This window comes from Plantactinospora alkalitolerans, assembly GCF_015690345.1.
Taxonomy (GTDB): domain Bacteria; phylum Actinomycetota; class Actinomycetes; order Mycobacteriales; family Micromonosporaceae; genus Plantactinospora; species Plantactinospora alkalitolerans.
In genome coordinates, this window is record NZ_JADPUN010000205.1 from 45816 (window position 1) to 64078 (window position 18263).

Consider the following 18263-nt stretch of genomic DNA (forward strand, 5'->3'; position numbering starts at 1 on the left):
CCGGTTACGGCGACCGTACCGGGCGACAGCCGGCACACCGGAACACCGCGGATCGGCGACCGCGCGTGACCGTCCTGATCGGTGACCGGGCCGCCGCACCCCTCGCCCCGGTGACCGCCACCCTGCGGGCCACCTTCGGCACCGACGACCTGCCCGGCCTCGCCACCGGCCTGCTGGTTCCCGACGAGACGGGCTGGATCCCCGCCACCGAACTGGTGGACGGCACGCGGCTGCCCGAACTCCTCGACGCCACCCGGCAGCGGTGGGGCGCCCAGCCCCATGCCGCCGCCGCGCTGGCCTGGAAGGCCTACACGTACTGGCTCGCGCTGCCCGTGGTGCTGGGCTGGGCCTCCGCCCGGCGGGTGCCGCTGCTGCGCCCCGAGGACGTACTGGTCCAACTGGAGGAGCACCGGCCCCTGGTCAAGCTCGGCCTCCGCCGCTCCACCACGATCGCGGTACTTCCGTCGGACCCGCTGGCCCTGTCCGGGCTGCCCGAGGTCCGGATCGCCCTGGACGAGGCCGAACTCCTCGGCGCGTTGCGCGCGTCCCTGCTCGACGCACACCTGACCCCGATGCTGGACGCGTTGCACTCCCAGGTCCGGGTCGGCGCCCGTACGCTGCTCGGCTCGGTCGCGTCAGGGGTCGCGCACGGCGTACTGCGCGCCGCGGACTCGCTGCCCGGTGGATCCGCGGCGACGATCGGCACGTTGCTCGACACACTCGGCGTGGCGGACCTGGTGGACCTGGTGCCCGGCCCGACCGGCGAACTGACCGTGCAGCGCAAGACCTGCTGCCTGGCCTTCACCCTTCCGCAGCCCAAGGTCTGCGCCGGCTGCTGCATCCGCACCCCCTGACGCGTCCGTCCAGGCATCTCCGGGGGCTTCCGAGGCATCCGCGCGGACGCGTTCGAGAAGCCCTCGGAGAGGGAAGCCCGAGGGGTTGACACCCGACTGTTATCGAGTCGACACACCTGGCCAATGTGATCAAGATAATCTTCGGGTGCTACGTAACAAAACACCCCCGAACTGGTCACAACCGAAGTGCGATGCCTGAGTTCGGCTCGCATGAGTGCCCCAATTTCCCTACGGTCGTCGTAGATGGTTCACTCTGTCGGTCCAGTGCAGGTCGAGTCAGAGCGTGAGGAATCGACGCATGGCAGAAATAACTGGAGATCAACGGGTTCAGGAAGAGGTGCTCGAAGGCCTCGCCACCGCCGTCAACCACCGGCGCTGGTTCGTCGAACTGGCCCTGCCGTACCTCGGTGACAACCCGATCGAGATCGGCAGCGGCCTGGGCGACTACGCCATCGAGTGGGCGCCGTTCCTGGAGCGGTTCACCGCCACCGAGGCGGACCCTGACCGGCTGATCGCCCTCAAGGAACGGCTCTCCGACGAGCCCTCGATCGAGGTACGGCAGATGTTGCTGCCGACCAACGAGCAGGGCGACTACAGCGCCGCCGTCTCGTACAACGTGCTGGAGCACATCGAGGACCACGTCGGCGCACTCCGCAGCATGCGCGGCCTGGTCCGCCCGGGCGGGGCGATCGTGCTCATCGTGCCGGCGTTCGAGTTCGCGATGGGCCCGGCGGACATCGCCACCGGCCATGTCCGGCGCTACACCAAGAAGACCATGCGGGCCGCGCTGGACGAGGCGGGCCTGCAGGTGGAGACCCTGCACTACGCGAACGCGCTCGGCCTGATCGGCTACTACATGGCCACCAACGTCTTCCGGCTGATGCCGAAGGAGGGGCCGATGGTCAAGGTGTACGACACCCTCGTGCTGCCGGTGACCAAGGCCGCCGAGCGGGTCGTACGGCCACCGTTCGGCCAGTCCGTCTTCGCCGTGGCCCGGGTGCCCGCCTGAGCGGTCCACCGGCCACGGGCCGGCACCGGGGCCCGAGGAGGGCACACGGATGCCGGCCCGGACCCACCGTCAGTCCTTCACCTGGTACGTGGGCCGGATCACCGCCCGCGCCAGGGTGTGGAACGTCAGGTTGAAGCCGACGTAGGCCGGACTCGCCTCGGGAGTCAGATCCAACCGCTCCACATCGAGGGCGTGTACGGCGAAGACGTACCGGTGTGGACGATCCCCGGCCGGCGGCGCCGCGCCCCCGTACGACTGCTCGCCGTAGTCGTTGCGCACGCTGAACGCGCCCTGGGCGCCGGCCGACGGCGTGCCGCCAGCACCCCGGGGCAGCTCGGTCAGCTCGGCCGGGAGGTTGACCAGTACCCAGTGCCAGAAGCCACTGCCGGTGGGCGCGTCCGGGTCGTAGCAGGTGACCGTGAAGCTTCGGGTCTCGGCGGGGAAGCCCGTCCAGGCAAGGTGCGGCGACAGGTTGCCGCCGCCCACGCTCGGATGCGCGAACTCGACGGCCAGCGGCTCGCCGTTCTGCACGTCGTTGCTGATCAGCGTGAACGACGGTACGGCCGGCAGCACCTCGTACGGGTCGGGTGGGATCGGTCGGTCAAGAGCCATCAAGAGATCCTTTCAGCGCAACAGGTGGCTGGCGTCGGAGCGGAAGCCGCCGTGCCCTTTCTACCCGCTACGCGCGCCGCCACCCGCGACACCTCACCCTCACCCTCCACCGCGACTGGCGTGGCCCAGGGCGGCAGGATCAGGGTTGCCGGCGCGGCCGATCGGAGTCGGCGCACTCGTCGTCGTCCGCCCGCCACCCGACGCGGTGGCGGATCCCGACGTCCCACCGGCCCATCGCGTCCGGCGCCGAACCGGCGGCGATCCGCAACTCGGCGGCGGTGATCCCCGGTGGCGGAACGGCGGCGCGACGGTGGATCTCGACCGCCACCGGCGGCTCGGGCCGGTCCACCCGGGCCAGATAACCGAAGGCCACGGCGAGCGCCTCGCAGTGCAGTACTCCGCAGATCGGGCAGATGCCCTCGGCATCGGGAGTGTGGTCGGCGACGATCCGGCGAGCCGCCAGGATCAGTCGGTTGCGAACCTGCACCGGGGACAGCCGCAGCTCCATGGCGCCCTCGCTTCACTCCGTACGCCTGTCCGGGCTTCCGCCGTTCGGTGGGCAGCCAGCCCAGCCGATTGCGGCGATCCCAGTTCAGCGATATCTACGTAGGATCACTGTCTGATTACTATCTGTAGGGTAAGGGATCGCACCGCGTGCCCGTCAACAGGCTATGGGCGACATCCCAGGTGGCGGACCCGGGCGTACCCCCGCCGCCACGGGTGGCGCCGGCCGTCGTGCTGGGAAGCGGAGGGTGTGGGATTCGAACCCACGAAGAGGTTGCCCCCTTACCGGTTTTCAAGACCAGCGCCATCGGCCACTAGGCGAACCCTCCCGAAGCGGCGTGGTCGCCCCGCCGGGACGAGCCGCTGCCCGCCACGTAGTGTGCCAGATCGTCGGGCCGGGGCGCATCCGCCGGCACGGCCCCGGGAGCGTCCGCTCCCGGGGCGCACCGCGTCAGATCCGCGTGATGGTCGGGTAGCCGACCCACTTCCCGGCATGGTCGCCGTCGGCGAACCGGAGATGCTCGACACCGTTCAGCACCGCCCGGCGGTTGAGGTTGACCGGATCACCCACCTGATAGTTGGTGACCTCCGAGGTCATGTTGCCGGCCTCGTCGATGGTGTACGCCTTCAGCGGCGAGGTCGCGATCGTCGCCGGACGCAGGATCCGATAGCCGATCGAGGCGGCCTCACCGACCTGGTACGAGTGCTGCGGCACTTCCTTGAGGTAGTAGCCCGCGAGGGTTCCGGCACTGATCTGGTACCAGATTCCCTCGTTCCGCATAATCTTCAGCCGGGCGGTCGACGGCGCGTTGCTCCGGCGCTCCAATGTCAGTTTCCGGCTGGCCGTGATGGTGCCGGCACTGTCGAACCGGTATCCGGTGTGAGTTCCCGCCTGGAACATGATTGTCCCGGTTATGCCGTGCGGCGGAAAATCGGTGTAATACAGTTCCGCGACCTGTGCGAATATCGTGTCACCGGTAATGGCGAAGCACTGGATGTGCTGAGTGACGTGGGTGGTGTGGTAGTTGCCCGCGTCGTTGGCGTGCCGCAGGCAGTACTTGCTCCGCCAGTGCCGGTTGCGGACGTCGCCGTAGACGTCGCGGGTGGTGGTCAGGGCACCCTGCAACAGCACCTTCGCGCGCTCGTCCTTGGTCACCACCCAGTAGTCCCACAGCCCGTACGCCGAGAAGGTGTGCCCGTTGTAGGTCCGGTCACCCTTGACCTCCGTCGGGTTCGGGTACTCCTCCAGCCAGAGGTTCCCGCCCACGACGTACACCCCCCACGGCTTGCCCGCCTGCGGAGGCACCAGATAGGACGCGAAGGTGGCATCGGCGGCGGCCTTCCACTCGGCCTCGCCGGTGGCGGTGAACAGCCGGCTGAACACGCTGAGCGCCTGCCCCTGGGCCATCATGGAGTACCACGGCGCCTCGTAGACGTCGTTGGACCGGTGCAGCTGGTAGCGGAACGGGTACGGGTAGAACCAGCCGCCGCCGTGCAGCACCCGCCGGTCGATCAGCCGCTGCGCCTGCTTCTTGGCCCGGTTCAGGTACTCGACGTTCGCGGTGATCCGGTACGCCTCGATCAGGTGCAGGCCGTACTGCGCCTGGGCGACCGGATGGTCGTAGAGCTTTCCACCCAGCGACGCCATCCGGACGCCTGACGAGTCGTGCACGCCCGGGTCGACCAGCGGCACGGCATAGCTCATGTGGTACGGCCGGATCCCGTCGGGCAGCTCGCGGATCTCGAAGTCGTGGTACTCGAACTCGAAGGGAACCCCGGGTACGGCGTTCGGGGTTGCCCGGGACGTGATCCCCGGCTGGGACGGCCGGACCGGGGCGAGCCGCCGCGCGTCGGCGCGGGGAAGGGTGGGCACATCGGAGAGTGCCTCGGGCGGCAGCGGCGGCGAGATCTCGAAGGCCGGGTCGATGACGGGCCCGGCCGGACCCGGAAGGGTCTTCTCCAGGCCGAGATTCAGGCCGGGATCCAGACCGAAGGGATCGCCGGGAGCAACGCCGGGGCGGGCGGCGGCCGGATCGGCGAGGAGTCCGAGTCCGCCCACCGCGAGTCCGGCACCGAGCACGGTACGTCGAGACCACCGGCCGGACCGCGAGCCGCCGTTTGTTGGACCTTGCTGATCCATACCCACCCCGTTTTGAATCTGTCGGATTGGGAGGCCTTTATAGCACCCGGGGACGGAGGCTCCAATACGTTCTTTTGCCGTTCATCCGTACCGGAAACCCCCTGATGGATTCGCCCGGATTGGTAGCCGGTGAAGGCAATTGAAGGCCGGTGCGGCTACCATTTTCCACAATTCCTCGGCCATTCGTCCGGAAAGGTCGGCAGGAAGCTCGCCGAATGGTGCGAGAAGTACGCGTCCTGACATGTGTTGACTTGGCGTCGCCCGCGTCCGACGTTCGTAGGAACGACGGCGAGCCGGGCGGCGCTGCGGGCTGGCGGGACGGCGGTAAGACTGTGTCCATGAAGGCGATCATGATCCCGACGCCCGGTGGCCCCGACGCACTGCTCTGGGCCGACGTGTCCGAGCCGACTCCCGGACCCGACGAAGTGGTGATCGACATTCGGGCCAGTGCGGTGAACCGGGCCGACCTGCTGCAACGCCAGGGCCACTACCCGCCGCCGGCCGGCGCGTCACCGTATCCGGGCCTGGAGTGTGCCGGTGTGATCGGCGCGGTCGGCACCGGAGTGACCGGCTGGAGCGTCGGCGAACCAGTCTGCGCCCTGCTGAGCGGCGGCGGCTACGCCGAGCAGGTGGCGGTACCGGCCGGGCAGCTCCTGCCGGTGCCGGCGGGCGTCGAACTGATCGAGGCGGCCGCGCTGCCCGAGGTGGCCTGCACGGTCTGGTCGAACGTGGTCCGGCTGGCCCGGCTGGGCGCCGGGGAGACGCTGCTCGTCCACGGCGGCGGCAGCGGCATCGGCACCTTCGCCGTCCAGCTCGGTGCCGCGCTCGGCGCGACCGTACTGGCCACCGCCCGGGCCGGTAAGCACGACCGGCTACGTGAACTCGGCGCCACCACCGTCATCGACTACACCGGCCAGGACTTCGTCGAAGCGACAATGGCTGCCACGGACGGCAGAGGCGCGGACGTCATCCTGGACATCGTCGGTGGGTCGTACCTGGGCCGCAACGTCGCGGCGCTGGCCACCGGCGGCCGGCTCGTGGTGATCGGCATGCAGGGCGGGCGCCGGGGCGAACTCGACCTGGGGGCGCTGCTCGCCAAGCGGGCCTCGGTGGCCGCGACCGCGCTGCGCTCCCGGCCGGCGGCGGAGAAGGCCGCGATCGTCCGGGGCGTACGCGAGGAGGTGTGGCCACTGATCGTGTCGGGCGCGATCAGGCCCGTGGTCGACCGCAGGCTGCCGATGGCCCGGGCCGCCGAGGCGCACCGGATCGTGGAGTCGGGGGCGCACTTCGGCAAGGTGCTGCTCACCGTCGACTGATCGGCTCCCCGCCGAGCCGCCGAGCCGCCGAACCGCCGAGCCGCCGAGCCGTCGACCCGTCAGTCCGTCGGTCCGCCAGTCCGTCGGTCCGTCGGCGGGCGCGTTCACGGGAGCATCCGGCGCGGGCCCGGCCCCTGCCCGGCCAGTTCGTCGTCCGGGTTGTAGAGGCTGCAACTGCGCAACGAGAGGCAACCACAACCGATGCAGTTGGTCAGGTCGTCCCGGAGCCGGGTCAGCAGGTCGATCTTCTCGTCCAACCGGCGCCGCCAGCTCGCGGAGAGCCGCGCCCAGTCGGCCTTGTTCGGGGTACGCGAGTCCGGCAGCGCGTCGAGCGCGGACCTGATGTCCTCCAGGGAGACTCCGAGCTGCTGCGCGATCCGGATGAACGACACCCGACGCAGCTCGGCCCGGTCGAAGCGCCGCTGGTTGCCGCCGGTACGACCGGCCCGGATCAGTCCGAGCCGCTCGTAGTACCGCAACGCCGACGGCGCCACGCCGGACCGGACGGCGAGTTCGCCGATCGTCAGACTCTCCTGCCGCACGTCAATCTCCGCTGTCCGGGGCCTTGAGTTGAAGTGCACTTTAACTTGCAAGCTGGGTTCATGACCACGACCGCCACTGCTCCCGACCTGATGGTCACCCCCGCGACCCGGAACCGGCGTGCTGGACGGCCAGCCCGGCTCGGGCCGTTGCTCCGCCGGTTGACCGGTGACGAGAAACACGCACCCAGCGCCCATTCGACCCTCGACGTGCTCTGGGTGCTCTACGACCGGATCCTGCGGGTCTCGCCGGAGACCGCCGACTCGCCCGACCGGGATCGCTTCCTGCTCTCCAAGGGCCACGGACCGGCCGCCTACTACGCCGTACTCGCCGCCAAGGGATTCTTCCCGGAGGACTGGCTCGACGACCTCGCCGGGCCGGAGAGCCGGCTCGGGCACCATCCCGACCGGACCCTGGTGCCCGGAGTCGAGATCGGCACCGGCTCACTCGGCCACGGCCTCGGACTGGGCGTCGGCACCGCGCTCGGGTTGCGGGCCCAGGGCCTGGACCTGCCCCGGGTGTACGTCCTGCTCGGCGACGCCGAACTCGACGAGGGCTCGAACCACGAGGCGATCGCGTACGCCGGTGCGACCGGGCTCGCCACGATCAGCGCGATCGTGATCGACAACCAGTCCGCCAGTCACGGCTGGCCCGGCGGGATCGCGAGCCGGTTCACCGTGCACGGCTGGACCGCCCACACCGTCGACGGCCGGAACCACGACGCGATCGAGACCGCCCTCACCAGCCGCCGACCGGACCGGCCGCACGTGGTCGTCGCGGTCGTCGAACCGAAGGAGTGAACGAGATGCGGGACACCTTCACCGAGACCGCCACCGCCCTGCTGGACGACGATCCGCGCACCGCGCTCGTCCTCGCCGACATCTCCGCGTCCTCCTTCGCCCCCGCCGCCGGGCGGCATCCCGACCGGGTGCTCAACGTCGGAATCCGCGAACAGCTGATGGTCGGCGTCGCCGGCGGACTCGCCCTGACCGGACTGCGCCCGATCGTGCACTCGTACGCCACCTTCGCCGTCGACCGGGTCTACGAGCAGCTCAAACTCGACCTGGACCACCAGGGGGTGGGCGCCGTCGTGGTCAGCGTCGGCGCGTCGTACGACGGGTCGAGCATGGGCCGTACGCACATGTCGCCGGGAGACGTGGCGCTACTGGACACGCTCACCGACTGGACGGTGCACGTACCCGGACATCCGGACGAGGTGCCGGCGCTGCTGCGGGCGGCGGCGAACCACGACGACCGGGTCTACCTGCGACTCTCCACCGCGACCAACGACCTGCCCCGGCCCGCCGCCGGCCGGCTGATGGTGGTCCACCGGGGCACCGTCGGCGCACCCCTGGTGCTGGCGGTCGGCCCGATGCTCGACCCGGTACTGCACGCCGTCACCGGGCTGGACGTCACGGTCGCGTACACGCACACTCCCCGGCCGTTCGACGCCGCCGGTCTGCGGGAGCTGGTCGGCACCCCGTCACCGGCCGCCCCGGCGGTGGTGCTGGTGGAGCCGTACCTCGCCGGCACGTCGAGCGCGGAGGTGAGCGGGGCCCTGGCCGGCGTACCGCATCGGTTGCTGGCGCTCGGCGTCGGCCGCACCGACCTGCGCCGGTACGGCAGTCCGGCCGACCACGCCCGCTGGCACGGCCTGGACGCGCCGGGACTGCGCCGGTCGATCAGCGCCTTCCTCGACTGATCCCGGGGCCGAGCAGTGCCGCCGAGCAGTGCCGCCGAGCAGTGCGGCCGGCTCCGGCCGGTCAGCGCTCGCCGGAAACGGCTCGGCGACGGGTGCGCTCCCGTCCGAGGATGAACAGCGCCTCGACGCCGTCCTTCCAGGTGATCTTCTTGCCCTCTTCCCGGCCCCGGGCCCGGTAGCTGATCGGCACCTCGTACGGACGGATCCGGCGGCGCAGCAGCTTGCCGGTCACCTCCGCCTCCATGCCGAACCCACGGGAGCGGACGTCCAGGGAGCGGTACAGCGCGACCGGCATCAGCTTGAAGCAGGTCTCCAGATCACCGATGTACGAGTTGAACAGCACGTTGGCGGCCGTGGTGACGGCCTTGTTGCCGATCACGTACCAGAAGCTGTAGGCGCTGTGGCTGCCAAATGTTCGATTTCCGTAGACCACCGTCGCCCGGCCGTCGAGCACCGGCGCGAGGAGCCTGGGGATGTCCTGCGGGTCGTACTCCAGGTCGGCGTCGAGGATCACCATGTACTCGCCCTCGGCGTTGTCGACCGCGCTCCTGATCGCGGCACCCTTTCCCGCATTACGCGGATGGGTGATCACCCGGAGCCGGGTGTCGTCGGCCCGTCCGAGGATCTCTCCGGTACCATCACGGCTACCGTCGTCGACCACCACAAGTTCGACCTCGCACGGATAGTCGACCGCGAGTGCCTGCTTGAGGGCGTCCGCTATGCGTTCTTCCTCGTTGTAGACCGGCATGAGGATCGAGAGCTTCACGGGGATCTCCACGGTGCCGACGACGAATCGGGACTAGCCTAGCCTGATCGGCGCCCTTCGCCGTCCCTGGCATGGGCACGGCCCCTGGTCAGATCTTCGCGACCCGAGCTCGCAGCCGTCGCCGGCCGGGGCCACGGTCAGCCCGTCCGGTACGTAACCGTCCCGTCGGCCGGTAGCCAGACGGTGAACCGGGCGCCACCCTCCGGGGCGTGACCCGCGCTGATCCGGCCGCCCAGCCGGCGGACCAGTCCGGCGGCCAGCGCCAGGCCCAGGCCGCTCCCGACCTTGCGGACACCCTGGTAGCGCTGCCGTAACGCACCGCGTTCGAAAGCCACCGCGAGGTCGTCGTCGGCCAGCCCCGGCCCACCGTCCCGGACCTCCAGCACGCCACCCCCGGGTTCGCCCGGACCCGGCGGCCGTACCGCGAGCACGATCGTCGCCCCCGGCGGCACCACCCGGAGCGCGTTCTCCAGCAGCCCGTCGATGACCTGCCGGATCCGCCCGGGATCGGTGTGGACCCAGGTCGGTACCTCCGGAATCTCGGCCCGCATCACGACGCCGAGGGCGGCGCAGCGGGCCGACCAGGTCTGCGCGGCATCACCACCCAACCGGCCGAGGTCGACCGGCACCGGCTCCAACGCGAAGTCGGCCGCCTCGAGCCGGGCCAGCGACAGCAGGTCACTGACCAGCCGATCGAGGTGTTCCGCCTCGGTCAACATGATCTGACCGGCCCGCTGGCCCCCGTCCGGGCCGACCACCCCGTCGGCCAGGGCCTCCGCGTAGCCACGGATCGCGGTCAACGGCGTACGCAACTCGTGCGAGACGGAGAGCAGGAACTCCCGCTGCCGTCCCTCACTCTGGGCGAGCGCGGCGGCCAGGTCGTTGAGCGCGTACGCCAGGTCGGCAGCCTCCTCCGGCGGCTCCACCGGTACCCGGACCGCCCGGTCGCCGGCGCGGAGCCGGGCCGCCGCCGTCGCCGCGTTGCTGATCGGCCGGGCCAACCGGCGGGCGAGCAACGCTCCCGCCACGACTCCGGCCGCGAGCCCGGCGAGCAGCGGCAGCCAGAGCCACCCGACGATCTCCTCCAACAGGCCGGTGGTCACCGGACGCGCCAGTACGACGCCGTTGCCGCCCGGCAACCAGCGACCCTCGATCATCGTCGGTTGGCCGGAGAGTTGTCGGCGTCCGGAGAAGTTCCGGCCCGCGGCCACCCGGTCCACCACCTCGGTCGGCAGTCCGGGCCGGTCGGCCCGGCCGGCCCGGATCAGGTACGCGTTGATCCCCTGGTTGCGAAGTTGCCGGACGATCCGCTCCTCGTCGGCCGTCCGTCCCCGGTCGATCCGTGGGCGCAGCGCCTCGGCGGCCAGCCGGGCCTGTGCCGTCAACGCGCTCCGGGCCTGCCGCTCCGCCGAGCGGGCGGCGAGCGGGACCGCGACCACGGCGGTCACGAAGACCGACACCAGGGCCACCGCGCAACTGACCCCGACCGCGCGGACCGTCAGGGTACGACCGAACCGGCGCCGCCGCCGGCCGGGCGGCTCGGTGCCGCCCGGCGGCCCGGCGGGGTCAGTCGGCACAGGCGTACCCGACGCCCCGATGGGTCCGGATCACCTCGGCGGCGCGGCCCAGCTTGCCCCGTACCTGTGCCACGTGCACGTCGACCGTGCGGGTGCCCGTGTGCGCCGCGTAGCCCCAGACGCCGGCCAGCAGTTCCTCCCGGGTGAACACCCGCCCCGGACGGCCCATCAGATGTGCCAGCAGGTCGAACTCGGTGGAGGTGAGCTGTACCGGGACACCGTCCACGGTCACCAGTCGCCGTACCGGGTCGAGCGTGACCGGGCCGACGACCCGGGGCCGCTCCGCGCCCTCCGGGCTTCCGCCGGTCCGGCGCAGCACCGCCCGGATCCGGGCCACCAGTTCCCGAGGGCTGAACGGCTTGGTCACGTAGTCGTCGGCGCCGAGTTCCAGGCCGACGACGCGGTCCACCTCGTCGTCCCGGGCGGTGAGGAAGATTACCGGGGTCCAGTCGCCGGCGGCACGCATCCGGCGACAGACCTCGGTACCGGCCATGCCGGGCAGCGCGATGTCCAGCACGCAGGCGACCGGACGCATCCGGCGGGCGGCGTCGAGCCCGGCGGTGCCGTCGTGCTCGACGTGCACCCCGAACCCGTCCCGGGACAGGTAGAGGCGGACCAGGTCGGCGATGGACCGCTCGTCCTCGACGACGAGGACGAGCCCTCGCGGGTACGCGTCGACGGCCACCCGACAATGATGTCCGACGGGCGGCCCGGGCGCCCGGGCCGGAACGTTCGGATCGGGTACGGAGTCGTGGTCGGGTACCGGGTCGTGGTCGTTACGGAGTCGTGGTCGGGGGACGGGGTCGGCCGCGCGGTGCCGGCGAGGACTCAGACGGCGAGGACGGGGCGCAACCTCGGCGTACGGCTGACGCCGGCCGGGGCCACCCCGGCGGGCCGGACCACCGGCGACACCGCGGCACGACTGCCCTGCACGGCCGTGGCGTCGGCCGGCGTGCCGGCGCCGGGTACCGCGACGGCCCGCGGGGGGAAGCCGGCCCGCGCCGTCATCTTCGGGCGGAACACGTGGCTGAACAGGGCGTCGAGTTCCCACACCTGACTCGGACGGTCGGCCCGGATCAGGAAGCGCTCGCGGACGCCGTCGACCGCGGTCGCGGCCAGTTCGAGCAGCAGTTCCCGGGGATCCGGCGTCCAGGTGACGTTGCCGAGGTGACGCAGGTCGGCATTGAGGTGCAGCCGGAGCCGGTGCAGAACCCGGGTCTGTTCGGTGACCACCAGCCGCCGGGTGGTCACCAGCAGCAGGTAGCTGTGATGTGTCGACCGTTCCGGCCGGATGCACCGGGTCACCAGGACCGTGGGATCTCCGGCGTCCACACAGTTGCGCAGGATCGGCAGGTGCCGACTCACCGTCGGGCTGGCCACCCCGGTCTGTGCGGCGGCCGGCAGGAACGTTCGACAGAACACATCCATGTCCGTTTCAACGAGATTCTGCCGACGATGACGCGGCAGGGACATGGACGAAAATGAAACTATAGAAGTTCCACGATGGTTGCGTTGGCCATGCCACCGCCCTCGCACATGGTCTGCAGGCCGTACCGGATGCCGTTGTCGCGCATGTGCTGGAGCATCGTGGTCATGATCCGAGCGCCCGAGCCGCCCAACGGATGCCCCAGGGCGATCGCCCCGCCCCGGGGGTTGAGCCGGGCCGGATCGGCCTCGGTCTCGGCCAGCCAGGCCAGCGGTACCGGGGCGAACGCCTCGTTCACCTCGTACACCCCGATCTCCTCGATTCCCAGTCCGGCCCGGCGCAGTGCCTTCGCGGTGGCCGGGATCGGCGCGGTGAGCATCAGCACCGGATCGTCGGCGGCGACCACGGCGGTGTGGATCCGGGCCAGCGGTCGCAGCCCTCGCTCCCGGGCCCAGTCCGAACTGGTCACGGCGAGTGCCGCGGCACCGTCGGAGATCTGCGAGGCGGATCCGGCGGTGACCATGCCGTCCGTCCGGAACGGGGTCGGCAGCTCGGCCAGCCGGGCCAGCGTGGTGTCCCGGCGGATCCCCTCGTCGGCGGCGACCTTCGCCCCGTCGGGTACGGCGATCGGAACGATCTCCGGCTCGAACGCGCCGGCGTCCTGCGCGGCGGCCGCCTTCTGGTGGCTGGCCAGCGCGTACTCGTCGAGTTGGGTCCGGGACAGCCGCCACCGTTGCGCGATCATCTCCGCGCCGACGCCCTGGTTGAACGGCACCGGATCGTCGGCAGCGAAGCCCGGTCGACCCCGGTAGCGGTCCCGCAGTTGCCCACCGTAGGGCAGTCCGGTGCCGGCCGGGGCGCCCTCGACCGGAGGCTGGATGCTGCTGCCCATCGGTACCCGGGTCATCGACTCCACGCCACCGGCGACCACCAGGTCCGCCTGTCCGGAGCTGACCGCGGCGGCGGCGAAGTGCAGTGCCTGCTGGCTCGATCCGCACTGCCGGTCCAGCGTGGTACCGGGCACCGACTCCGGCCAGCCGGCCGCGAGTACGGCGTTCCGACCGACGTTCCACGCCTGCTCGCCGACCTGGGACACGCATCCCCAGATCACGTCGTCCACGTCGGCCGGGTCCATCCCGGCACGCTCGGCCAGCGCGGTCAGCACCCGCGCCGACAGGTCGACCGGATGCACCGGGGCGAGTCCGCCTCGGCGCCGTCCGACCGGGGTCCGTACCGCACCGACGATGACCGCGTCCGCCATATCTACTCCCCAGTAACTTGCCTGCTCCGATCCTACGTCGTCATCGGCGGAAGCCGGGCGCCGGCTCGGGCCGGGTACGGCGGCCCGATCGCCGACGGTGGCATCCTGGACCCGTGCATCCCGACCCGGACAATCCACCGCTCCGCTGGCGCGTCAACCGGGCGCTGCCCGTACTCAAGCTGACCGGCGCGGTGCTCTTCGTCGCGCTGGGCGCGGCCTTCGCCGACGGCGACCCGGTACGGCTCGGCATCGCCTCGCTCGCCGCGCTCGGCCTGCTCGGCTGGGCGGTACGGGATCTCGTCGCCCCGGTCCGGCTCGCGGCCGATGCCGGCGGCATCACCGTGCCCAGAGGATTCGCCGGGCGGCGGCACATCCCCTGGACCGAGGTGGAACAGATAAGCGTCGACAGCCGGCCCCGCCTCGGGCTGCGCACCGAGACGCTGGAGATCGACACCGGGGCCTCGATCCATCTGCTCAGCCAGTACGACCTCGGCGTCCCGCCGACGGACGTCGCCGCCGCACTCCAGACGGCACGCCCGACCCGGCCGACGGGCCGCCCCGGCGACCCGTCCCACTGAAGCCGTCAGCTTCAGCAGGGAGCCGTCAGCTTCAGCAGGAACCGTCAGCTTTCAGCAGGAGCCGTCAGCTCAGCAGGGCGGCCGTCTGCATCAGGGTCAGCCCGGTCAGCACCAGCCCGATCACCGCGCCGCCACCGACCTGGAAGAGCGTGCGCCGGGACCGCGGGGCGTACGCCAGCACCAGGGCCATGGCGGCGCCGGCCGTCATGCCGCCCAGATGACCGGCGATGGAGATACCGGGTACGGCGAAGGTGAAGACCAGGTTGATCACGAGGATCGGGATCACCGACGAGGTGTCCCGACCCATCCGCCGCATGATCACGAACAGCGCGGCGAAGAGTCCGAAGATCGCGGTCGAGGCGCCGACGGTCTCCGCGAACGGATTGCTGAACAGATAGGCCGCGACGTTGCCGCCCACCCCGGCGACCAGGTACAACGCCAGGAACCGCAGTGGGCCGAGGGTGGTCTCCAGGGACCGGCCCAGCACCCAGAGGGCCCACATGTTCATGAGCAGGTGCAGCGGGCCGTAGTGCAGGAACATCGCGGTGAACAGCCGGTAGTACTCGCCGGTCGCGACCCCCTCCGGCGGGAAGAACCGGGGGTCGAACCCGAGTACCGCGCCCCAGCTGGTCAGCGGGGTCGATCCGCCGAGCAGCCCGCCGAAACCGGCCCCGCCGAGGGAGTCACCACCCCGGGCCGAGTAGATGGACAGCAACATCACCAGGACGTTGACCGCGATGAGCGCCTTGGTGACGTAGCCCTGACGACCGGCGGTACCGCCTCCGAAGACGGTACGCGCCGGCCGTGACGTCCGGCGGCCCTCCGCCACGCACTCCGGGCACTGGTGCCCGACCGAGGCGTCCCGCATGCAGTCCGGGCAGATCGACCGCTCACACCTCGTACACCGGACGTAGGTCTCCCGGGACGGGTGGCGATAGCAGACCGGTGTCGTCGGCGGGGACTCGCTCATGCCCGTCCTCCGCCGCGCTCGCTCATGCCCGTCCTCCGGGCTCGCCGCGCTCACTCATGCCGGCAAAGGTACCCGGGATCGACGTCAGGCGTCTTTACGCTCGATCTCGACGCGCTCGATGACGACATCCTGGATCGGCCGGTCCTGCGCTCCGGTCGGGGTGCTCGCGATCGAGTCGACGACCTTGGCCGAGTCCTCGTCCGCGACCTGGCCGAAGATGGTGTGCCGGTTGTTCAGGTGCGGCGTCGGTCCGACGGTGATGAAGAACTGCGAGCCGTTGGTGCCCGGTCCGGCGTTCGCCATCGCCAGCAGGTACGGCCGGTCGAACCGCAGGTCCGGGTGGAACTCGTCGGCGAAGTTGTAACCGGGGCCACCCCGTCCGGTGCCGGTCGGGTCACCCATCTGGACCATGAAGCCACTGATCACGCGGTGCGAGATCGTGCCGTCGTAGTACGGCCCGCTGCCCGGCTGGCCGGTACGCGGGTCGGTGTACTGCCGGGTGCCCTCGGCGAGTTCCACGAAGTTGGTGACGGTCTTGGGTGCGTGGTTGGGAAAAAGCTCCAGCCGGATCGGCCCGGCGTTGGTGTGCAGAGTTGCGTAGACGGCCTCGGCCACGAGTGCTCCTCGATCGACATGCCGCCGGCCGGGAGGTACCGGCCGGCGGGACTCCTCCGCCGGCCGGGAGGCCCAGACCGGCGCTGGGTAGGTGGTTCTATGCGGATCCTCCCATGTGCCCGTTCTGGCAGTGCGGGCGCATCCGAGGGTGCAGGATGACGGAGGAACAACACCCAAGGAGGTGGGGACCGGTGTTTGGATTCGGGGGGCGCAGATCCCGCAGGAAGCTCGCCAAGGCCGAACTGGGCGAGAGTCTCGATCACCTGATGCGGGCGGCCACCCACGCCGCGTCGGGGGTCGGGGCGGCGGTGGGGCCACGGGCGGACGCCGCCCGTGCGTACCTCTCGCCGACGGCGAACATGGTGCGGCAGACGGCGTCGGACGGTTGGGAGTCGACGATGACCCGGTTCGCACCGCTGGCCGTGGCCGCCGCAGCCGCTGCGGACGGCGCCCGCCAGGCAGGCTCGGTCGCCCTTAAGGCGAGGTCGAAGAAGATGAAAGCGATGCGGAAGAAGAACTCGATGATGCGTCGACGTTGGCCGATGCTGACCGGACTGCTCGTCGCCGGAGCGGTGGCCGGCGCCATGGGCGCGGCCGCCATGCGACGGCGGGGACGACAACCGTGGGACGAGTACGACCCGGCGGCCACCCTGGACGCGGTACGCGACGACGCTGCCTCGATCATGGGCAGTTCCGCGGGCGGTTCCGGGCGCGAACCCGCCTCGCCGAAGTCCTCCCCGACGGAGCGGGCCAAGGATCGCACCGCGGCGGCCGGGGAGAAACTCGCCACGACCACCGCGCCGATCAGCGAGAGCACCAAGAAGGTCGGAACGAAGAACGGCGACAGGTCGGACGGCCTGCTCGGTGCCGCCGCCACGCCGTCGCGGAACAGCGGCAGCTGAGCACCGGACACGGGTGGGCGGTACCGGGTCGAAACGACCGCCGAGGCCGGACACCGGTGGGCGGTACCGGGTCGGAACGACCGCCGAGGGCGGAGCGGACCAGGTACCGGCGAGACGATCGTGGCGTGGGGCGAGGTTCGCCCCACGCCACGTCTCATCCCGGGGCGTCCCCGGCCGAGGTCGCCCTACCTGCCGTGCCGGCGGCGGAGCTGGTCAGAGCCAGCGGTTGCGCCGGAACCAGCGGTAGAGACCCAGGGAGATCGCCAGCATCAGGGCAAGGACGACCGGATAGCCGTACTTCCAGTTCGTCTCCGGCATGAAGTCGAAGTTCATCCCGTAGATCCCGGCTATCGCGGTCCAGACCGCCGCGATGGCGGCCCATGCCGCGATCTTGCGCATGTCGTTGTTCTGCTCGACCGTCACCTGGGCCAGTCGGGCCTGCAGGATCGAGTTCAGCAGGTCGTCGTACGCGCTGACCTGCTCGACCGTCCGGGTCACGTGGTCCTGCACGTCCCGGAAGTACCGCCGGATCTCCTTCGGCACGCTCCGGTTCACCTGGGCGGTCAACGACATCAGCGGCCGTTGCAACGGAACCACGGCGCGCTTGAACTCGACCAGTTCCCGTTTCATCTGGTAGATCCGCTGGATCCGGCCGTGCGCCTGGCGGGCGAACACCTCGCCCTCGAGGATGTCCAGATCGTCGCCGACCCGGTCGGCCACCTCCAGGTAGACGTCGACCACCCGGTCCATCACGGCGTACGCCACCGCCCAGGGCCCCTGGCCCAGGATCTCCCGCCGGCCTTCCAGGTCCGACCGGACCGGAGCGAGCCGGCAGGCGTCGCCGTGCCGCACACTCACCACGAAGTCCGGCCCGATGAAGAGCATCACCTGGCCGGTCTCGATCACGTCGGAGTTCTCGGTCAGTTCGCCGTGCCGGACGTAGCGGACGGTACGCAGCACCAGGAACGTGACCTCGCCGAACCGTTCCAGCTTGGGGCGCTGCTCCGCCTTGACCGCGTCCTCGACGGCCAGCTCGTGCAGCCCGTACGTCTCCGCGATGCCGGCCATCTCCGCCGAGCTCGGCTCGTGCACGCCGAGCCAGACGAAGGCGCCGGGCTGCGCGCGAGCGGCCTCCAGGGCGTCGGCGTGGCTCCACTCGCCCGGCTGGCGTACCCCGTCGACGTAGAGGCCGCAGTCGACCACGCCGCCGTGCTCGGCACGGCTGTCCTGGGTCTGCTGCGGGCCAACCTCGGTGTTCAGCATGCGGGTCACCGCGCGCACCGGAGCGGTCCAGGCCCGGGGTCTCGGCCTGCCGCTCCCGTTGAGGTCAACTCGATCGTGATCAACTCGATCCGGCATCGCCGCCCCCCTTTCGGCCAGAGTTGGGTGCGGATTGCAGGGTACGCCGACCCCGCGCGCCGGCCGACATGTCGCGGATCACCGACCACGCCGGGCCGGGCGACCGGGGGCGGTCGGCCCGGCGTGGTCGGT

19 protein-coding genes and 1 tRNA gene are annotated in these 18263 nt (G+C 70.9%); 7 read left to right on the top strand and 13 right to left on the bottom strand.

Annotated features, from left to right (window positions below; all coding sequences use genetic code 11):
* Window positions 1–74 precede the first annotated feature (74 nt).
* Both I0C86_RS22445 and I0C86_RS22450 read left to right on the top strand, forming a co-directional pair.
* Window positions 75–854: a ferric iron reductase gene (locus I0C86_RS22445; protein WP_196203256.1), complete on the top strand. Its 780-nt coding sequence runs from the start codon at window positions 75–77 to the stop codon at window positions 852–854.
* Window positions 855–1152: 298 nt separating this feature from the next.
* Complete coding sequence (locus I0C86_RS22450) at window positions 1153–1863, top strand: class I SAM-dependent methyltransferase (protein ID WP_196203238.1); 711 nt, start codon at window positions 1153–1155, stop codon at window positions 1861–1863.
* A 69-nt stretch (window positions 1864–1932) separates the two neighbouring features.
* On the opposite strand, the gene I0C86_RS22455 is transcribed toward I0C86_RS22450, so the two are convergent.
* From I0C86_RS22455 to I0C86_RS22470, 4 genes are all read right to left on the bottom strand, one after another.
* Window positions 1933–2475 carry a YbhB/YbcL family Raf kinase inhibitor-like protein gene (locus I0C86_RS22455; RefSeq protein WP_196203239.1) on the bottom strand — a complete coding sequence of 181 codons (543 nt, stop codon included), beginning with the start codon at window positions 2473–2475 and terminating at the stop codon, window positions 1933–1935.
* 139 nt (window positions 2476–2614) lie between these two features.
* Window positions 2615–2983, bottom strand: coding sequence for a hypothetical protein (locus I0C86_RS22460; RefSeq protein WP_196203240.1), 369 nt, complete (start codon window positions 2981–2983; stop codon window positions 2615–2617).
* Between the two features lie 238 nt (window positions 2984–3221).
* Window positions 3222–3308: transfer RNA gene (locus I0C86_RS22465), tRNA-Ser, on the bottom strand.
* A 122-nt stretch (window positions 3309–3430) separates the two neighbouring features.
* Window positions 3431–5059 (bottom strand): D-glucuronyl C5-epimerase family protein, encoded by a 1629-nt coding sequence (locus I0C86_RS22470; protein WP_196203241.1) that lies wholly within the window; start codon window positions 5057–5059, stop codon window positions 3431–3433.
* Between the two features lie 398 nt (window positions 5060–5457).
* On the opposite strand from I0C86_RS22470, the gene I0C86_RS22475 reads away from it, so the two are divergent.
* Window positions 5458–6435: an NAD(P)H-quinone oxidoreductase gene (locus tag I0C86_RS22475; RefSeq protein ID WP_196203242.1), complete on the top strand. Its 978-nt coding sequence runs from the start codon at window positions 5458–5460 to the stop codon at window positions 6433–6435.
* Window positions 6436–6539: 104 nt separating this feature from the next.
* Here I0C86_RS22475 and soxR read toward each other — a convergent pair whose 3' ends face one another.
* Window positions 6540–6977 carry a redox-sensitive transcriptional activator SoxR gene (soxR, locus tag I0C86_RS22480; protein WP_196203243.1) on the bottom strand — a complete coding sequence of 146 codons (438 nt, stop codon included), beginning with the start codon at window positions 6975–6977 and terminating at the stop codon, window positions 6540–6542.
* A 60-nt stretch (window positions 6978–7037) separates the two neighbouring features.
* On the opposite strand from soxR, the gene I0C86_RS22485 reads away from it, so the two are divergent.
* Window positions 7038–7775, top strand: coding sequence for a transketolase (locus I0C86_RS22485; RefSeq protein ID WP_230394581.1), 738 nt, complete (start codon window positions 7038–7040; stop codon window positions 7773–7775).
* Window positions 7776–7780: 5 nt separating this feature from the next.
* Window positions 7781–8677 carry a transketolase family protein gene (locus I0C86_RS22490; protein ID WP_196203244.1) on the top strand — a complete coding sequence of 299 codons (897 nt, stop codon included), beginning with the start codon at window positions 7781–7783 and terminating at the stop codon, window positions 8675–8677.
* A gap of 61 nt (window positions 8678–8738) precedes the next feature.
* Here the strand turns inward: I0C86_RS22490 and I0C86_RS22495 are convergent, their stop codons facing one another.
* From I0C86_RS22495 to I0C86_RS22515, 5 genes are all read right to left on the bottom strand, one after another.
* Entirely contained in the window at window positions 8739–9443 is a 705-nt protein-coding gene (locus I0C86_RS22495) for a glycosyltransferase family 2 protein (RefSeq protein ID WP_196203245.1), read from the bottom strand.
* 137 nt (window positions 9444–9580) lie between these two features.
* Window positions 9581–11020 carry a sensor histidine kinase gene (locus I0C86_RS22500; protein WP_196203246.1) on the bottom strand — a complete coding sequence of 480 codons (1440 nt, stop codon included), beginning with the start codon at window positions 11018–11020 and terminating at the stop codon, window positions 9581–9583.
* Window positions 11010–11705 (bottom strand): response regulator transcription factor, encoded by a 696-nt coding sequence (locus tag I0C86_RS22505; RefSeq protein ID WP_196203247.1) that lies wholly within the window; start codon window positions 11703–11705, stop codon window positions 11010–11012. Before I0C86_RS22505 ends, I0C86_RS22500 begins: the two co-directional genes overlap by 11 nt.
* Window positions 11706–11848: 143 nt before the next feature.
* Window positions 11849–12448 carry a hypothetical protein gene (locus I0C86_RS22510; RefSeq protein ID WP_230394582.1) on the bottom strand — a complete coding sequence of 200 codons (600 nt, stop codon included), beginning with the start codon at window positions 12446–12448 and terminating at the stop codon, window positions 11849–11851.
* A gap of 59 nt (window positions 12449–12507) precedes the next feature.
* On the bottom strand, window positions 12508–13707 hold the full coding sequence (locus tag I0C86_RS22515; RefSeq protein WP_196203249.1) for a thiolase family protein: 1200 nt from the start codon (window positions 13705–13707) through the stop codon (window positions 12508–12510).
* Window positions 13708–13820: 113 nt separating this feature from the next.
* Here I0C86_RS22515 and I0C86_RS22520 point away from each other — a divergent pair, with 113 nt between their 5' ends.
* Window positions 13821–14285, top strand: a complete 465-nt coding sequence (locus tag I0C86_RS22520) for a PH domain-containing protein (protein ID WP_196203250.1) — start codon at window positions 13821–13823, stop codon at window positions 14283–14285.
* A 64-nt stretch (window positions 14286–14349) separates the two neighbouring features.
* On the opposite strand, the gene I0C86_RS22525 is transcribed toward I0C86_RS22520, so the two are convergent.
* Together I0C86_RS22525 and I0C86_RS22530 are read right to left on the bottom strand one after the other, a co-directional pair.
* A complete protein-coding gene (locus I0C86_RS22525; RefSeq protein WP_196203251.1) occupies window positions 14350–15255 on the bottom strand; it encodes a rhomboid family intramembrane serine protease in 906 nt (301 codons plus the stop codon).
* Window positions 15256–15339: 84 nt separating this feature from the next.
* Window positions 15340–15870, bottom strand: a complete 531-nt coding sequence (locus I0C86_RS22530; protein ID WP_196203252.1) for a peptidylprolyl isomerase — start codon at window positions 15868–15870, stop codon at window positions 15340–15342.
* A gap of 191 nt (window positions 15871–16061) precedes the next feature.
* On the opposite strand from I0C86_RS22530, the gene I0C86_RS22535 reads away from it, so the two are divergent.
* On the top strand, window positions 16062–16772 hold the full coding sequence (locus I0C86_RS22535; protein WP_196203253.1) for a hypothetical protein: 711 nt from the start codon (window positions 16062–16064) through the stop codon (window positions 16770–16772).
* 213 nt (window positions 16773–16985) lie between these two features.
* Here I0C86_RS22535 and corA read toward each other — a convergent pair whose 3' ends face one another.
* Window positions 16986–18131 carry a magnesium/cobalt transporter CorA gene (corA, locus tag I0C86_RS22540; protein WP_196203254.1) on the bottom strand — a complete coding sequence of 382 codons (1146 nt, stop codon included), beginning with the start codon at window positions 18129–18131 and terminating at the stop codon, window positions 16986–16988.
* Window positions 18132–18263 lie beyond the last annotated feature (132 nt).